Here is a 15,343-nt window from a genome sequence, read left to right on the forward strand (position 1 = left end):
CCCTTTTCCACCCGCGCCGCAGGAGGCCGCATGCTCAACCGTATTCTCGTCACCGGCCTGCTTTCCGTCGGCGCGTCGCTGGCGCTGAGCGGATGCGCCAGCGCCGACGGCCGCTGGGTGGAAATCGGCGGCCAGCGCTACCAGGTGGAAATCGCCGACGACGACGCCGAGCGCGCGCGCGGGCTGATGTTCCGCGACGTGCTGGCCGACGGTACCGGCATGCTGTTCATCCACGAGCGCGAGGAACCGCAGGCATACTGGATGAAGAACACCCGTATCCCGCTGGACATCCTGTACTTCGACGACGAACGCAAGCTGGTCGCCCAGCGCCGCGACACCCCGCCCTGTTCGGCCGGCGACGCCTGCCCGTCCTATCCGAGCAATGCGCCGGCGCGCTACGTGCTGGAGCTGAATGCGGGCGAAGCCGAGCGGCTGAAGCTGCAGGATGGGGCTGAACTGCATCTGGGCAAGGACATCACGCCCGCCCGCTAGGGCTTGATCGCGGCGGAAATTGGCCCCAGTCTGGCGGCATGGGGGATCGCCTGACATTGCCGGATTGGAACAGCCTGGCGACCCGCGCCGACGAGGCGCTGCCGCTGCTGGAAACCGCGCTGCTGATCGCGCGCGACGAGTACCCCGATCTCGATGCGGACGCGTGCGACACACTGGTACAGGGCCATGTTTCGCACCTGCGCGCGGAAATCGACGCCATCGCGGCCTGGCCGCTGAAGATGGCCGCGATCAACCGCCACCTGTTCGACGAGCTTGGCTACAGCGGTGATCACGAGCAGTATTACGATCCGCGCAACAGCTATCTCAACCAGGTGTTCGAACGCCGCCTGGGCAACCCGATCTCGCTGGCGATGGTGCAGATGGAAGTCGCGCGCCGGCTCGGCGTACCGCTGGACGGCGTGTCATTCCCCGGTCACTTCCTGGTCCGCCTGCCGGTGGACGATGGCCTGCTGGTGATGGATCCGTTCAACGGCGGCCGCCCGCTCGGCGCCGACGAACTGCGCGAACGCGCGCGCCCGCACCTGGGCGGCGACATTCCCGACGACAACGCCCTGCTGCGGATCCTGGATCCCGCCAGCCACCGCGCCATCCTGGTGCGCGTGCTGCGCAACCTGCATGGCGTATACGCCGAGCGCGACGAATGGGACCGCGCCGCGCGCAGCGCCGATCGCGTGCTCAAGCTGATTCCGGACCAGGCAGAGGCCCTGCGCGATCGCGGCATGGCCTATCTGAAGATGGAACACCTGGGCGGCGCTCGCCAGGACCTGGCGCGCTACCTGCAACTGGCCCCCGAAGCCACCGACGCCGCCGACCTGCGCGAGCGCCTGGTGGAACTGAATGCCGCGCCGCCGGCGAGGATGCATTGAGGGCGGGGATTGGGGATTGGGGATTCAAAGCTTTTGCCTTTTCTCCCCCTTGACCAGCCATTCGGCTGTTGAAAAGCACCTGAAAAAGGGGGATTGAGGGGGATTCGCTTTTGGTGCGAAGAGCAAATCCCCCGTCACCTGCTTCGCAGGCGCCCGCCCCCTTTTGCAAAGGGGGCTCCCGGAGCAGGATCTTCCTCTGCGCGTCATGTAGAGCGGAGCTTGCTCCGCTGCCCTGGCGTTGACACACGTCCCCGACCTCGCCCGTTGCCGGCGTCACGCCCGGGCAGGCAAGCCCGGCCCTACGGCACCTCGACCATCTCGAAGTCATCCTTGGTCACGCCGCAATCCGGGCAGGTCCAGGTGTCGGGAATATCCTCCCAGCGCGTGCCGGGAGCGATGCCTTCTTCCGGCAACCCCTCGGCCTCGTCGTAGAGGAAGCCGCAGACCACGCACATCCAGGTGCGGTAGGTGGTGGCGGTGGCGTCGGTCATCGGATAATGCGGGCGGGTGGGCCGTCCATTGTCCCACTCCCGTTCCCACACCGGAAGTTTCGCCGATGAATTCCCCCTGGCCCGCCAGCGGCCCCGCGCCGCGCGGCCTGTACCTGATCACCCCCGACGAGGCCGACACCGCACGACTGCTGGCGCGGGTGGAACCGCTGCTCGCCGAAGGCGTCACCTGGCTGCAATACCGGCACAAGGGCGCCGACGCGGCGCTGCGCGGCGAGCAGGCGCGCGCGCTGCAGGCGCTGTGCGTTCAGACCGGGGTACCGCTGATCATCAACGACGACGCGGCGCTGGCGCGGGCGGTGAACGCGGCCGGCGTGCATCTGGGCGAGGACGACGGCGACATCGCCGCCGCGCGCGCGCTGCTGGGCGAAGCGGCCATCGTCGGCGCGTCCTGCTATGACGAACTGGAGCGCGCCCATCGCGCGGTCGCCGCGGGCGCGAACTACGTGGCGTTCGGCGCGTTCTTCCCGACCCTCAGCAAGGCCACCACGCGCCGGGCCACGCCCGCGCTGCTGGCCGACGCCGCCGCCCTGGGCGTACCACGGGTGGCGATAGGTGGCATAACCCCGGACAATACGCCTGCCCTGGTCGCCGCCGGAGCCGATCTGGTGGCGGTCATCGGCGGCGTATTCGAAGCCGCCGATCCCGTCGGGGCGGTGCGCGCCTACCGGCGAAGCCTCGCCCGCTAGGCGGCGGCCTGCTGTGGGAGCGACGCCCGTCGCGATGAAGCTTTCCCGGCGTTCCCTCGCGGCCCCGGCCGCTCCCACCGGACGCCCTCCTGCCTGTTTGGAATCCAGATGAACCACGATCAGTCCCACGCCCTGTTCTCCCGCGCCCAGCAACTGCTTCCCGGCGGCGTCAATTCGCCGGTGCGCGCGTTCAAGTCGGTCGGCGGCGAACCCTTCTTCGTGCAGCGCGCCGACGGCGCCTTCCTGCACGACGTCGATGGCAACCGCTACATCGACTACGTGGGTTCGTGGGGCCCGATGATCGTCGGCCATAACCATCCGGCGGTGCGCGAGGCGGTCCAGGCCGCCATCCAGAACGGCCTGTCGTTCGGCGCGCCGTGCCCGGCCGAGGTCACCATGGCCGAGACCATCACCCGCCTGGTGCCCTCCTGCGAGATGGTGCGCATGGTCAACTCCGGCACCGAAGCCACGCTGTCGGCGATCCGGCTGGCGCGCGGCGCCACCGGCCGCAACCGTATCGTCAAGTTCGAGGGCTGCTACCACGGCCACGGCGACTCGTTCCTGGTCAAGGCCGGCAGCGGCATGCTGACCCTGGGCGTGCCGACCTCGCCCGGCGTGCCCGCGGGCCTGAGCGAGCTGACCCTGACCCTGAGCTACAACGACTTCGAGGGCGCGACCGCGCTGTTCGAGCAGTACGGCACGGAAATCGCCTGCCTGATCATCGAACCGGTGGTCGGCAACGCCAACTGCCTGCCGCCGCGCGAGGGCTACCTGCAGCACTTGCGCGCGCTGTGCACGCAATACGGTGCGCTGTTGATCTTCGACGAGGTGATGACCGGTTTCCGCGTCGCCCTGGGCGGTGCGCAGGCGCACTACGGCATCACTCCCGACCTGACCACCTTCGGCAAGATCATCGGTGGCGGCATGCCGGTGGGTGCCTATGGCGGCCGCCGCGAACTGCTTTCGCAGATCTCTCCGGCCGGCCCGATCTACCAGGCCGGCACGCTGAGCGGCAATCCGGTGGCGATGGCCGCCGGCCTGGCGATGCTGGAACTGATCCAGGCGCCCGGCTTCCACGCCGGCCTGGCGGACGCGACGAATGCGCTGTGCGACGGGCTGGAAGCCGCCGCGCGCGAAGCCGGCGTTCCGTTCTCCACCACCCGCGTCGGCGCGATGTTCGGCATGTTCTTCACCGACCAGTACGTGGACACCTACGCACAGGCGGTGGCCTGCGACATCGGCGCGTTCAACCGCTTCTTCCACGCGATGCTGGAGCGCGGCGTGTTCCTGGCGCCGTCGGCGTTCGAGGCGGGCTTCATGTCCAGCGCGCACGATGCCGCGATCATCGAGCAGACCGTGGCCGCCGCGCGCGAGGCGTTCAAGGTGGTGGCCGCCGGATGAGGGTGCCGCCGCGCATCGAACGGATCCTGTTCGATTTCGATGGCGTGCTCGCGCACTACCATCACGAGCGGCGCATCGCCCACCTGGCCGCGCATGCCGGCGCGGCGCATGAACGCGTGCGCGAAGTGCTGTTCACCTCCGGCCTGGAAACCGAGTACGACGGTGGCCGGATCAGCACCGAGCTGTATCTGTCGCGCCTGGGCGAAGGCATCGCCCGGGCGATCGACGAAGACACCTGGATTGCCTCGCGGATGGCCGGCAGCCACGCCGACCCGGCGGTGCTGAACCAGATCCTGGCCCTCGACGCCCGCCTGGAACTGGGCGTGCTCACCAACAACGGCCTGCTGATGGCGCGCGCCATCCCGCGCATCGTCGCGCCCATCCATCCGCGCCTGGAAGGCCGCGTGATCTGCAGCGGCGCCCTGCAACTGCGCAAGCCTGAGCCACGCACCTACACGCTGGCATTGGAGCAACTGGGCTGGGACCCTACGCACACGCTGTTCGTCGACGACGTGTTCGCCAACGTCCAGGGCGCCCGCGGCGTGGGCCTGCACGCGGAAACCGTCACCGACGCCGCCAGCCTGCGGCAGGTATTCAGGCGCTATCGGTTGGCCTGAAACCCAGCGCACATTCCGGCCTGTCTTGTGGGAGCGACGTCAGTCGCGATTGCCGCCCAACGAGTTGTTGTCGGCACACGCACAGAGGCTTCGCGACTGACGTCGCTCCCACAAGGGGAGCAATCGGTCGTGCGCCTACTTCCCCACGAACTGGCGCAGCGCGGCGTGCAGGCGCTTGCAGCCTTCGACCAGTTCCTCGTCGTGGATGTTCAGCGCCGGCACGAAGCGCAGCACGTCCGGGCCGGCCTGCAGCAACAGCACGCCCTGCGCCGCCGCGTGATCGAGGATTTCGCCGGCGCGACCGGCGTAGGCGGGCTTGAGCACCGCGCCGAGCATCAGGCCACGGCCGCGCACCTGCGAGAACAGACCCAGTTCCGCGTCCATGTCGCCGAGTGCCTTGCGTAGCGCCGCCGACTGGCGGGCGACGTTGTTGGCGATGGCCGGCGCGGCCAGCTTGCGCAGCGCGACCCGCGCCACCGCCGCGGCCAGCGGATTGCCGCCGAAGGTGGTGCCGTGCGCGCCGAACTGCATCGCCTCGGCCACCTTCGGACCGGCCAGCATCGCGCCAATCGGGAAGCCGCCGCCCAGCGCCTTGGCCAGGGTGACGATGTCCGGGGTCACGCCGTCCTGCCAATGCGCGAACAGGGTCCCCGTGCGGCCCATGCCGGACTGGATCTCGTCCAGCACCAGCAACGCGCCGTGGTGATCGCACAGTTCGCGCACCGCGCTCAGGAATCCGGGCGCCGCCGGCATCACCCCGCCCTCGCCCTGGATCGGTTCCAGCATCACCGCGGCGACGTCGCCGGCCGCCATCGCGATTTCCAGCTGGGTGAGGTCGTTGAAATCCACATAGCGGAAACCGCCGGGCAGTGGTTCGTAGCCTTCCTGGTACTTGGGCTGCGCGGTCGCGGTCACCGTCGCCAGGGTGCGGCCATGGAAGCTGCCGCGGAAGGTGACGATGACGCGCTTGTCCGGCGCCCGTCCCTGGCCGGCCGCCCATTTGCGCACCAGCTTGATCGCCGCCTCGTTGGCTTCGGCACCGGAATTGCACAGGAATACGCGGCTGGCGAAACGCGACGACGCCACCAGTTCCTCGGCCAGGCGCAACGGCGGCTCGCTGTGGAAGACGTTGCTGGTGTGCCACAGCTTGCCGGCCTGCTCGACCAGCGCCGCCACCAGATCGGGATCGTTGTGGCCCAGGCCGCATACGGCGATGCCGGCGGACAGGTCGATGTATTCGCGTCCCTCGCTGTCCCAGATGCGCGCGCCCTGGCCGCGTTCGAGCACGAGCTCGCGCTGGCGATAGACGGGCAGGTAGTACTGCTTGCCCTTGGCGAGCAGTTCGGAGGCGGAGCTGGCGGTCATGGCGTCGGCAGGCGGGCGGGACAAGACCGGTATTGTCGCTGATTTCCCGCCGAACGGCGGTCCCCGCGGACCGCTGGCGCCTTCATCCCCGGCACCGGCGCGGCCCGCGTCGGGATGCCGGAACGAGCGTCCGGGATCAGGCGAAATCGATCGCGTCCGCCGGCACCGCCCGGATCCGCGGTCCGAAACTGGTGATGTCCGGCAGGGTGGCGTTGTGGTGCGTGCGGATCTGCGCGGCGCTGGCGTGTGCCTTGTCGTGGGTGGTGTGGGCATCCGCCGCCAGGGTCACCGCATAGCCGTGCGCGGCCGCGCTGCGGGTGGTGGTATCGACGCAGAACTCGGTGGCGTAGCCGCAGATCACCAGTTCCTCCACGCCCAGGAAAGCCAGCACTTCGTCCAGCCCGGTACGCAGGAACGAATCCGGCGTGCTCTTGCGGATGCGGCGATCGCCGTCGACGACGTCGAGCCGCGGATCCAGTTGCCAGCCGGACGATTCCGGCTCCATCCCGCCCGCGCGCTCGTGCTGCACGTGGATGACCGGCACGCCACGCGAGCGAGCGCGGCCGGCGAGCGCGTTGATGCCGGCAATGACGCCGTCCGCGTCGGCCGGTGGCGGGCTGGTCTCGAACAATCCACGTTGCACATCAATCACCAGCAGTGCCAGGCTCATCATGCATCCGTCGTGTCATCGCGGGAGCACAGCTTCCCCGATCTCGATGGCGAATCCAAGTGCAGCGCGCACGTTCGCGCGTGCCATCACCAAGGCCACGTCACCATACGCCGACGTTTGCCATCGACGTCCACGGCTCCTGCGGCGGCAATGCCGCGCCCTTCTGCAACAGCTCGATGGAAATCAGATCCGGCGTGCGCACGAACGCCATGCGGCCATCGCGCGGCGGGCGGTTGATGGTGATGCCCAGCGATTGCAGGTGCGCGCAGGTGGCGTAGATGTCGTCGACCTCGAATGCGAGATGGCCGAAGTTGCGGGCGCTGCCGTAGTCCTCGTCCGAACCCCAGTTGTAGGTGAGTTCGATTTCCGACTCCGGGTTGGCCGGCGCGCCGAAATAGACCAGGGTGAACCTGCCGGCCTCGTTGTCCATGCGCCGGGTTTCCTTCAGGCCCAGGCCCTCGGTGAAGAACTTGCTGGTGGCGTCCAGATCGTGGACGCGGATCATCGCGTGCAGGTATTTCATGTCGTTCTCGTGAATCGTTGTTGCGGTTCAATGGGGGATGGCGGAACGCCGGGGCCGGCAGGCCCAGGCCAGGCCGAGCAGGCAGGCCAGGATCAGCACGCTGTACTCCATGCCGTTGCGGCCCAGGCCGACCACGAACCAGCCTTCCTGCGCGTGCACCAGCCAGATGCCGCAGGCGTAGATGACCGCGAACACCAGCGCCAGCGGGGCGACCCAGCGTCCCCAGGCCAGCAACAGGGTAGCGGACAGCTCGAACACGGTAATGAACCAGGCGATACCCGCGCCGAACGGGAACCCCTGCGCATCCAGGAACTGGCCGAACGGCACCACCCCGCCCGCGCCCAGGCGGGCCGCGCCGTGGATGAAGAGCAGCGCCGCCAGGACACAGCGGATCAGGGTCAGTCCTTGCCGGATGGACGCGGCGTCAGCGGTCATTGGAATGCTCCGAAAAAAAAAGACGTTCTGGAAAAAAAGCGGTATGGAACTTCAGGAGGCGATATCGCAATGCGGGCGCAACCGCGCGGCCAACTCATCCAGACCAGCGCGCGCGGCCGGTGCCGGCATCCCCTGCGGATACAACCGGAACAGGCCATCGCGATGCTGGCGCGGCTGCACGTGCAGATGCACGTGCGGGACTTCCTGCCCGCCGGCGTGGCCATTGGACTGCCACAGGTTGAGGCCGGGCGGATCCAACTCCGCGCGCAGCGCCCGCGCGACGCGTACCGCCATCCGCATCACTGCCGCCGCGGTGTCCGGCGCCAGCTCGTAGATCGTCTCGACATGCGCGCGCGGCACCACCAGCACATGGCCCGGTACCGGCTGGCGCAGATCCAGGAACGCCACCACGTCGGCATCCTCGGCCACCCGGCTGGCCGCGGCCCGACCTTCGAGGATGGCGCAGAAGATGCAGTCCATCAGGGATCCAGGAACAGGTCCGGCAACAGCGGCTGCGAGGGATCCACGGCATAGCCGGAGAAATCCTCCACGCCGGCTTCGCGCAGCACGTCTTCATCGATCAGGAAATGGCCGTGGAATCCCGCCGCCGGCCGGCTGAGCACGGCATGCGCCGCGTCGGCGACGATGGCCGGCTTGCGGCAGCGTGGAATCTCGACGCCGGGAATCATGTTCAAGGCGTCGGTGGCGATGATCGTGCGTGGCCACAGCGCGTTCACCGCCACGCCCTGCGGGCCGAACTCGCCGGCCAGGCCGAGGGTCACGAAACTCATGCCCATCTTCGCCAAGGTGTAGCCGGTGTGCGGTGCCCACCAGCGCGGATCCAGCGACGGGGGCGGCGCCAGGGTAAGGATGTGCGGATTGGCCGCCTGGCGCAGGTACGGCAGGCACGCCTGCGCGCACAGGAAACTGCCGCGCGCGTTGACCTGGTTCATCAGGTCGAAGCGCTTCATCGGCGTGTCCAGCGCGCCGGCCAGCCAGATCGCGCTGGCGTTGTTGACCAGGATGTCGATGCCGCCGAAGGCGTCCACGGTCGCGGCCACCGCGGCGCGCACGTCGTCCTCCTCGCGGATGTCGCATTTCAGCGCCAGGCCCTGCCCGCCCGCCTCGGTGACCGCCTGCACCGCGCTGTGGATGGTGCCCGGCAGCTTCGGATTGGGAACCGAGGACTTGGCCGCGATCGCCACGTTGGCGCCGTCGCGCGCCGCGCGCAGGGCGATCGCCAGGCCGATGCCGCGCGAGGCGCCGGTGATGAAGAGAGTCTTGCCCTGCAAACTGGCCATGGAATTCCCGGGTCTGGCAGTGAAAAAGGAGGCTTTCAGGATACCCCGGCCGGGTTGCGGACCGGCCGCGGCGGGGACGAACCGCCGGATACGGGTGTCCGGATCACGCCGCCAGGCACTTTTCACGTTGAAAGTCCACGCCCATCAGACGGGATGCCAGTCATGAACGGCCGCCTATAATCCGGGCGATGAATCCGTCCTGGTTCGACTCGCTGCTGGCCTGGATCAGCGCACATCCGGTGGCCGCGGGGGCGGTGATCTTCGCGATCGCCTTCTGCGACGCGGTAATCATCCTGGGCGCGATCGTGCCGGCGCTGCCGCTGCTGTTCGCGGTCGGCGTGCTGATTGGCCTGGGCGAGATCTCCGGCCCGTATGCCCTGATCTGCGCCGCCATCGGCGCGCTGGCCGGCGACGGCACCAGCTTCTGGGTCGGGCATCGCTGGGGACCGCAACTGCGCCGGCACTGGCCCTTCAGCCGCTATCCGCAATTACTGGACCGGGGCGAGGTGCTGTTCCGCCGCAACGCCATCAAGAGCATCCTGATTGCCCGCTACGTCGGCCCCATCCGGCCGTTCGTGCCGGCGGTCGCCGGCATGCTGCGGATGCCGATGAAGCGCTATCTGCCGGCCAGCCTGCTGGCGGCGGTTTCGTGGGCGGCGCTGTTCCTGCTGCCGGGCTGGATCTTCGGACACGCCTACGACGCGGTGGCCGCGGTCGCCGGCCGGCTGGGCCTGGTGCTGGGCCTGCTGCTGGTGGTGCTGGCCCTGGCGTGGGCGCTGGTGCTGTACAGCTACCGCTGGTTCGCCGCCCATGCCGACGCGCTGCTGGCGCGCGCGCTGGCGTGGTCGCACGCGCATCCGGTCATCGGCCGCTACTCGGCGGCCGTGTTCGATCCCCGGCGCCGCGAGTCGGTGCCGCTGGCGTTGCTGGCGATCCTGCTGCTGGCGATCGTCTGGGTGTGGTTCGCCTTCCTGGTCATCGTCATCGGCCACGGTGAACCGCTGGGCATCGATCTGGCCGTGCACGAACTGATGCAGGTGCTGCGCAATCCGCTGGCCGACCAGCCGCTGGCCGCGATCGCCTCGCTCGGCGACGAACAGGTGCTGGCGCCGGCCTCGCTGCTGGTGCTGGTCTACCTGTGCTGGCGGCGGCGCTGGATGGCGGCGGCGCACTGGCTGGCCGCGCTGGCGTTCGGCCTGGCGCTGACCGCGTGGCTGGGCGCCTCGGTCGATATTCCCAAGCCGCCGTCGGTGAGCAGTGGCTTCGGCTTCCCGTCCATCGCGGTGACGATGGCGACCATCACCTTCGGTTTCTTCGCGGTGCTGATCGCGCGCGAACTACCGGGCCGCCAGCGGGTCTGGCCCTACCTGGTCTCGGGAATAGTGGTGGCGCTGATCGGCTTTGCCCGCATCTACCTGGGCGCGCACTGGCTCAGCGACATCATCGGCGGCATGTTGTTCGGCATCGTCTGGCTGCTGGTGCTGGGTATCGCCTACCGGCGGCGCATGGTGCGTTCGTTCTGGATCACCCCGCTGGGCTGGCTGTTCTACGGGGCCTTCGCCGTCGCCGCGCTGTGGCACGCGCCACGCAACGTGGATCGCATGCTGGCGCAGTTCGAGACCCCGGTGATGGTGCGGGCGATGGCGATGGACGACTGGTGGCGGGAAGGCTGGCAACGGCTGCCGGCGCGCCGCAACGAGTTCGACGACGAGCAGCGCTGGCCGCTGGACGTGCAGGTGGCCGGGCCGCTGGCGCCGCTGCAGGCGCGGCTGGAAGCTGCCGGCTGGCGCGCGCAGCCGCAGGCCGGCTGGGAGGACGCGCTCAACCTGCTGGATACCGATCTTTCCCCGGCCGAGCAGCCGGTGCTGCCGGCGACCCTGGACACCCGCGCCGAAAGCCTGCTGATGGTGCGCGACGGCGCCCAGCCCGGCCTGCGCTTCGTGCTGCGGCTATGGCCGGCGAACACCCTGCTGCAACCCGGCGACACTCCGCTCTGGATTGGCAGCGCGCAGGTGTTGAAGCATCAACAGGCGTTCCGCCTGGTGGGCGTGTGGCGCCCGCTGCGCGAAGCCGATGCCGCGCTGCTCGCGGTCAGCGCCGCCACCGCGCCGATGCAGCACCGGATCGAACCGCACCCGCAATCGAAACTGCCGGTGCTGCGCGTACGCACGGATGCGGTGCCGATCGCTCCGCCGGAACCCGCCGCCAGGAAACCTTGAGCCTGATCAGGCGATCGCCGCGAGCAACCGATCCAGGCGCGCGTGCGGATTGTCTTCCTGCAGCAGCATCGCCCGCTGCTGCACGGTCAGTGGCAGCAGTTCCGCCAGCCGCCATCCCACCCACGCGGCGCTGTCCATCTGCGCCGGGGTGATCCGCGCCAGATCCGCGCCGGCCTGTTCGAGCAGGCTCTGCAGCAGCGTCGCCAGCAGGCCGTGCTGGGGCTGCAGCTCGTCGTCGGGGTCGGGTTCGCACCACTGCACTTCCCCCGTCACCAGGCCGTTGTCGCGCACGCGGGTGCGGATGACCCGGAACCGGCGCGCGCCGCGCACGCGCAGGGCGAGCAGGCCGTCGGGGCCGGTATCGAAGTCCTCGATCATGGCCTCGGTGCCGTAGGCGGCCGGCACCGCGGGCTGTCCCGCTTCCTCGCCTTCCAGGATCAGGCAGATACCGAAACCGCGACCGGATCGCCCGCAGTCGCGCACCAGGTCCAGATACCGCCGCTCGAATACCCGCAAGCCCAGGCCCGCACCGGGCAGCAACACGGCATGCAGGGGGAACAACGGCAGGATTTCGGTCATCGGATCTCCGTCAACCACGGTCCAGGGTGGTGTATCGGACCCGTCCACGGAACCGTCATCGACACGGGGCGGTGGTGGGGCGGAATCCACCCTACGCGGTTTCCCGCAGCGCGGCCAGGAAGCGGCGCGGCGCACCGTCGAAGCCGCCGTTGGACATGAACACCACGTGGTCGCCCGGGCGCGCGATCGATCGCAGTGCGGTGATCAATGCCTCCACGTCCGGCACCGTGCACGCATCGCCGCGGATCGCGTCGACCACCTTGCCGGCGTCCCACGGCAGTTCCGGCCGATGCAGGAACACCACCGCGTCGGCCAGCGCCAGCGATGGCGCGAGCGCATCGGCGTGCGCGCCCAGCCGCATCGAATTGCTGCGCGGCTCCATCGCCACCACGATGCGCGCGTCGCCCACCTTTGCGCGCAACCCTTCCAGGGTCGTGTGGATGGCGGTGGGATGGTGGGCGAAATCGTCATACAGGGTGATGCCATCGGCCTCGCCGATGACTTCCAGACGCCGCTTGACGCTGAGGAAATGCGCGAGCGCCGGCATCACCGTCGCCGGGTCCACGCCGACCGCGTTCACCGCGGCCAGCGCGGCCAGTCCGTTGAGCACGTTGTGGCGGCCCAGCAGCGGCCAGTGCACTTCACCCATCTCGCGGCCCTGGTGGCGCACGGCGAAGACGCTGCCGTCCTCGCGGATCAAGCGCGCGCTCCATTCCAGCGCGGGATCGAAGCCGAAGCGCTCCACCGGCGTCCAGCAGCCCATCGCCAGCACTTCGGCCAGGCGCGCATCCTCTCCGTTGACGATCAGGCGGCCGCGGCGCGGCACCGTGCGGACCAGATGATGGAACTGACGCTGGATCGCGGCCACGTCGGGAAAGATGTCGGCATGGTCGTATTCCAGGTTGTTGAGGATCGCCACCAGCGGACGGTAGTGGACGAACTTGCTGCGCTTGTCGAAGAACGCGGTGTCGTACTCGTCCGCCTCCACCACGAACTCGCGGCCCTGGCCCACCCGCGCCGACACGCCGAAGTCCTCCGCCACGCCGCCAATCAGGAAACCCGGCGAACGCCCGGCCGCTTCCAGCAGGTAGGTCAGGATGGTGGTGGTGGTGGTCTTGCCGTGGGTGCCGGCCACCGCGAGGGTGTCGCGTCCGGGCAGCACGCGCTCGGACAGCCACTGTGCGCCGGAGGTGTAGCGGCGGCCCTCGTCCAGCACCGCCTCGACCGCATCGTTGCCGCGCGAGAGCGCGTTGCCGACGACGATCTCCTCGCAGTCCGGCGAGATGTTGCGTGCCTGGTAGCCCTGCGCGAGCGCGATGCCGAGGTTCTCCAGTTGCGTGGACATCGGCGGATAAATCGCCTGGTCGCTGCCTTCGACCTCATGCCCCAGCTCGCGCGCAAGCGCGGCCACGCCGCCCATGAAGGTACCGGCGATTCCCAGAATGTGGATCTTCAAGACGACGTTTTCCGTGGTGAACGACGAGACTTTAGCCCAGTGCTCCCCTTTCGGCACGCCGGCGGTGGCGCGGACCGGCGCACGGACGCTTGAGCCCGAGGGGACGGCCCGGGCAGGGGAAACAGGGGGCGATATCAGCGGCGGGCTGCCGCCTCGCGGAGGGCCACCGCGCGATCGCGCGGTGGCAGCGGCCGCGCGGAAGCCGGGCTCAGCCGATTTCCTTGGCCGGCGACAGCGCCTCGATCAGGCGGCTGAACACATCGTCCAGCGAGCCCACGCCGTCGACGACGGTGAGCTGGCCGTGCTGGCGGTAGTACTCGATGACCGGCGCGGTCTGGCTGGTGTACTTGTCCAGGCGGTTGCGGACCACTTCCGGTGAATCGTCGTCACGGCCTTCGGCCTTGGCGCGGCCGGCAATGCGTTCCACCAGCAGATCGGTGGGGACTTCCAGTTGCACCGCGAAATCCATCGGCTGGCGGATCCGCTCCAGCAACACGCCCAGCGCGTCTGCCTGGACCAGGTTGCGCGGGTAGCCGTCGAGGATGAAACCGTTGGCGGTATCCGGACGGGCGAACCGATCCTCCAGCATGCCCAGCAGGATCTCGTCGCTGACGAAATCGCCGCGCGCCATGATTTCCTTGGCCTGCACGCCCAGCGGCGTGCCCGCCGCGACTTCCGCGCGGAGCAGATCACCGGTGGAAATGTGGGGAACCTGCAGATATTCCTTCAGACGCGCCGCCTGAGTGCCCTTGCCCGACCCGGGGGGGCCCAGTAGAACCAATCGCATTGTGTAACTCCCGAACTAGAATCCTGCTGGCGGTGCCGGGCGGCGGGATCCCCCGCGCCTCGCTGCACCGCGTCATCTGTGTGAAGCTTACCGCATCCCAGCAACCCGGAACGTACCCCCCATGTCCCAGGGCACCCTACTTTATGCGCAGTCCGGTGGCGTCACCGCCGTCATCAACGCCACCGCCGCGGCCGTCATCGGCGAGGCACGCACCCGTAAAATCAAGGTCTTGGCGGCCCGCAACGGCATCCTCGGCGCCCTGCGCGAGGAACTGATCGACACCAGCAAGGAGTCCGCCGCGGCCATCCGCGCGCTGGCCCAGACCCCCGGCGGCGCGTTCGGCTCGTGCCGGGTCAAGCTGAAGTCGCTGGAGGCCGACCGCGCCCGCTACGAACGCCTGCTGGCGGTATTCAAGGCCCACGACGTGCGCTGGTTCCTCTACAACGGCGGCAACGACTCGGCCGACACCGCGCTCAAAGTGTCGCAACTGGCCAAGGCCTTCGACTACCCGCTGACCTGCATCGGCGTGCCCAAGACGGTCGACAACGACCTGGCCGTCACCGACACCTGCCCCGGCTTCGGCTCGGCCGCCAAGTACACCGCGGTGTCCGTGCGCGAGGCGGCGCTGGACGTGGCGGCGATGGCAGAAACGTCCACCAAGGTGTTCGTGTACGAGGCCATGGGCCGCCACGCCGGCTGGCTGGCCGCCGCCGCCGGGCTGGCCGGGCAGTCGCCGGACGACGCGCCCCAGATCATCCTGTTCCCCGAGCGCGCCTACGACGAGGCGGCTTTCCTGGCCCAGGTGAAGAAGGTCGTGGCCAAGGTCGGCTGGTGCGTGGTGGTGGCCAGCGAAGGCATCCAGCACGCCGACGGCCGCTTCGTCGCCGACGCCGGCGGCGGCAAGGACTCGTTCGGGCATACCCAGCTCGGCGGCGTGGCGTCCTATCTCGCGGGCCGGGTCAAGGACCAGTTGGGCTTCAAGGTCCACTGGACCCTGCCCGACTACCTGCAGCGCTCGGCCCGCCACATCGCCTCCAAGACCGACTGGGAACAGGCCCAGGCGGTCGGCAAGGCCGCGGTGCAGTACGCGCTGAAGGGACAGAACGCGGTGATGCCGGTGATCGTGCGCACATCCGACGCGCCGTACCGCTGGAAGATCGAAGCCGCGCCGCTGGAAAAGGTCGCCAACCACGAAAAGAAGATGCCGAACGGCTTCCTGCGCAAGGACGGCTACGGCATCACCGCCGCCGCGCGCAAATACCTGGAGCCGCTGATCCGCGGCGAAGCCTATCCCGAGTTCGGCCGCGACGGCCTGCCGAAGTACGTCGCGCTGAAGAATGTGGCGGTGAAGCAGAAGCTGCCGAAGTGGGAGGGGTGAGCGGGAGATGGCGTTCGCGATGAAACATCGTGGCG

Annotated in this window: 17 protein-coding genes; 7 read left to right on the forward strand and 10 right to left on the reverse strand. The window is 69.0% G+C overall.

What is annotated here, in order from left to right:
• The first annotated feature begins 30 nt into the window (after nt 1–30).
• A complete protein-coding gene (locus FG323_RS08100) occupies nt 31–492 on the forward strand; it encodes a DUF192 domain-containing protein (RefSeq protein WP_141454017.1) in 462 nt (153 codons plus the stop codon).
• A gap of 38 nt (nt 493–530) precedes the next feature.
• Nucleotides 531–1,379, forward strand: coding sequence for a SirB1 family protein (locus FG323_RS08105; RefSeq protein ID WP_141454018.1), 849 nt, complete (start codon nt 531–533; stop codon nt 1,377–1,379).
• A 299-nt stretch (nt 1,380–1,678) separates the two neighbouring features.
• Here FG323_RS08105 and FG323_RS08110 read toward each other — a convergent pair whose 3' ends face one another.
• A complete protein-coding gene (locus FG323_RS08110) occupies nt 1,679–1,870 on the reverse strand; it encodes a rubredoxin (RefSeq protein ID WP_141454019.1) in 192 nt (63 codons plus the stop codon).
• A 65-nt stretch (nt 1,871–1,935) separates the two neighbouring features.
• Between FG323_RS08110 and thiE the strand changes: the two genes are divergently transcribed.
• The 3 genes from thiE to FG323_RS08125 all read left to right on the forward strand — a co-directional run bounded on the left by thiE (nt 1,936) and on the right by FG323_RS08125 (nt 4,595).
• Nucleotides 1,936–2,577, forward strand: a complete 642-nt coding sequence (gene thiE / locus FG323_RS08115) for a thiamine phosphate synthase (protein WP_141454020.1) — start codon at nt 1,936–1,938, stop codon at nt 2,575–2,577.
• A gap of 108 nt (nt 2,578–2,685) precedes the next feature.
• A complete protein-coding gene (gene hemL, locus FG323_RS08120; RefSeq protein WP_141454021.1) occupies nt 2,686–3,978 on the forward strand; it encodes a glutamate-1-semialdehyde 2,1-aminomutase in 1,293 nt (430 codons plus the stop codon).
• Nucleotides 3,975–4,595, forward strand: coding sequence for an HAD-IA family hydrolase (locus FG323_RS08125; RefSeq protein ID WP_141454022.1), 621 nt, complete (start codon nt 3,975–3,977; stop codon nt 4,593–4,595). Before hemL ends, FG323_RS08125 begins: the two co-directional genes overlap by 4 nt.
• A 135-nt stretch (nt 4,596–4,730) precedes the next feature.
• Here FG323_RS08125 and FG323_RS08130 read toward each other — a convergent pair whose 3' ends face one another.
• The 6 genes from FG323_RS08130 to FG323_RS08155 all read right to left on the reverse strand — a co-directional run bounded on the left by FG323_RS08130 (nt 4,731) and on the right by FG323_RS08155 (nt 8,889).
• Nucleotides 4,731–5,960 (reverse strand): acetylornithine transaminase, encoded by a 1,230-nt coding sequence (locus FG323_RS08130; RefSeq protein ID WP_141454586.1) that lies wholly within the window; start codon nt 5,958–5,960, stop codon nt 4,731–4,733.
• 136 nt (nt 5,961–6,096) lie between these two features.
• Entirely contained in the window at nt 6,097–6,630 is a 534-nt protein-coding gene (locus FG323_RS08135) for a cysteine hydrolase family protein (protein WP_141454023.1), read from the reverse strand.
• A gap of 100 nt (nt 6,631–6,730) precedes the next feature.
• Entirely contained in the window at nt 6,731–7,153 is a 423-nt protein-coding gene (locus FG323_RS08140; protein WP_141454024.1) for a VOC family protein, read from the reverse strand.
• 27 nt (nt 7,154–7,180) lie between these two features.
• Nucleotides 7,181–7,588 (reverse strand): DoxX family protein, encoded by a 408-nt coding sequence (locus FG323_RS08145; RefSeq protein ID WP_141454025.1) that lies wholly within the window; start codon nt 7,586–7,588, stop codon nt 7,181–7,183.
• A 51-nt stretch (nt 7,589–7,639) separates the two neighbouring features.
• Nucleotides 7,640–8,068: an HIT family protein gene (locus tag FG323_RS08150; protein ID WP_141454026.1), complete on the reverse strand. Its 429-nt coding sequence runs from the start codon at nt 8,066–8,068 to the stop codon at nt 7,640–7,642.
• The gene (locus FG323_RS08155; protein WP_141454027.1) at nt 8,068–8,889 is read right to left on the reverse strand and encodes an NAD(P)-dependent oxidoreductase; all 822 of its coding nucleotides are present in this window, start codon (nt 8,887–8,889) and stop codon (nt 8,068–8,070) included. The genes FG323_RS08150 and FG323_RS08155 overlap by 1 nt, the downstream gene beginning before the upstream one ends.
• Before the next feature lie 188 nt (nt 8,890–9,077).
• Here FG323_RS08155 and FG323_RS08160 point away from each other — a divergent pair, with 188 nt between their 5' ends.
• On the forward strand, nt 9,078–11,108 hold the full coding sequence (locus tag FG323_RS08160) for a bifunctional DedA family/phosphatase PAP2 family protein (protein WP_141454028.1): 2,031 nt from the start codon (nt 9,078–9,080) through the stop codon (nt 11,106–11,108).
• Between the two features lie 6 nt (nt 11,109–11,114).
• On the opposite strand, the gene FG323_RS08165 is transcribed toward FG323_RS08160, so the two are convergent.
• The 3 genes from FG323_RS08165 to FG323_RS08175 all read right to left on the reverse strand — a co-directional run bounded on the left by FG323_RS08165 (nt 11,115) and on the right by FG323_RS08175 (nt 13,930).
• Nucleotides 11,115–11,687: an LON peptidase substrate-binding domain-containing protein gene (locus FG323_RS08165; RefSeq protein ID WP_141454029.1), complete on the reverse strand. Its 573-nt coding sequence runs from the start codon at nt 11,685–11,687 to the stop codon at nt 11,115–11,117.
• 91 nt (nt 11,688–11,778) lie between these two features.
• Nucleotides 11,779–13,143, reverse strand: a complete 1,365-nt coding sequence (mpl, locus tag FG323_RS08170) for a UDP-N-acetylmuramate:L-alanyl-gamma-D-glutamyl-meso-diaminopimelate ligase (RefSeq protein ID WP_255470106.1) — start codon at nt 13,141–13,143, stop codon at nt 11,779–11,781.
• 208 nt (nt 13,144–13,351) lie between these two features.
• Nucleotides 13,352–13,930 (reverse strand): adenylate kinase, encoded by a 579-nt coding sequence (locus tag FG323_RS08175; protein WP_141454030.1) that lies wholly within the window; start codon nt 13,928–13,930, stop codon nt 13,352–13,354.
• Between the two features lie 121 nt (nt 13,931–14,051).
• Here FG323_RS08175 and FG323_RS08180 point away from each other — a divergent pair, with 121 nt between their 5' ends.
• Nucleotides 14,052–15,308, forward strand: coding sequence for a 6-phosphofructokinase (locus FG323_RS08180; protein WP_141454031.1), 1,257 nt, complete (start codon nt 14,052–14,054; stop codon nt 15,306–15,308).
• The last annotated feature ends 35 nt before the right edge of the window (nt 15,309–15,343 follow it).

Origin of the sequence: Pseudoxanthomonas sp. z9, assembly GCF_006542425.1 — a bacterium.
In the GTDB taxonomy this organism is placed as follows: Bacteria; Pseudomonadota; Gammaproteobacteria; order Xanthomonadales; family Xanthomonadaceae; genus Pseudoxanthomonas_A.

Bases quoted from the DNA above. Each gene is read 5' to 3' on its own strand.
- FG323_RS08100 (WP_141454017.1), top strand. From the start codon at position 31: ATGCTCAACCGTATTCTCGTCACCGGCCTGCTTTCCGTCGGCGCGTCG.
- FG323_RS08105 (WP_141454018.1), top strand. From the start codon at position 531: ATGGGGGATCGCCTGACATTGCCGGATTGGAACAGCCTGGCGACCCGC.
- FG323_RS08110 (WP_141454019.1), bottom strand. From the start codon at position 1,870: ATGACCGACGCCACCGCCACCACCTACCGCACCTGGATGTGCGTGGTC.
- thiE (WP_141454020.1), top strand. From the start codon at position 1,936: ATGAATTCCCCCTGGCCCGCCAGCGGCCCCGCGCCGCGCGGCCTGTAC.
- hemL (WP_141454021.1), top strand. From the start codon at position 2,686: ATGAACCACGATCAGTCCCACGCCCTGTTCTCCCGCGCCCAGCAACTG.
- FG323_RS08125 (WP_141454022.1), top strand. From the start codon at position 3,975: ATGAGGGTGCCGCCGCGCATCGAACGGATCCTGTTCGATTTCGATGGC.
- FG323_RS08130 (WP_141454586.1), bottom strand. From the start codon at position 5,960: ATGACCGCCAGCTCCGCCTCCGAACTGCTCGCCAAGGGCAAGCAGTAC.
- FG323_RS08135 (WP_141454023.1), bottom strand. From the start codon at position 6,630: ATGAGCCTGGCACTGCTGGTGATTGATGTGCAACGTGGATTGTTCGAG.
- FG323_RS08140 (WP_141454024.1), bottom strand. From the start codon at position 7,153: ATGAAATACCTGCACGCGATGATCCGCGTCCACGATCTGGACGCCACC.
- FG323_RS08145 (WP_141454025.1), bottom strand. From the start codon at position 7,588: ATGACCGCTGACGCCGCGTCCATCCGGCAAGGACTGACCCTGATCCGC.
- FG323_RS08150 (WP_141454026.1), bottom strand. From the start codon at position 8,068: ATGGACTGCATCTTCTGCGCCATCCTCGAAGGTCGGGCCGCGGCCAGC.
- FG323_RS08155 (WP_141454027.1), bottom strand. From the start codon at position 8,889: ATGGCCAGTTTGCAGGGCAAGACTCTCTTCATCACCGGCGCCTCGCGC.
- FG323_RS08160 (WP_141454028.1), top strand. From the start codon at position 9,078: ATGAATCCGTCCTGGTTCGACTCGCTGCTGGCCTGGATCAGCGCACAT.
- FG323_RS08165 (WP_141454029.1), bottom strand. From the start codon at position 11,687: ATGACCGAAATCCTGCCGTTGTTCCCCCTGCATGCCGTGTTGCTGCCC.
- FG323_RS08175 (WP_141454030.1), bottom strand. From the start codon at position 13,930: ATGCGATTGGTTCTACTGGGCCCCCCCGGGTCGGGCAAGGGCACTCAG.
- FG323_RS08180 (WP_141454031.1), top strand. From the start codon at position 14,052: ATGTCCCAGGGCACCCTACTTTATGCGCAGTCCGGTGGCGTCACCGCC.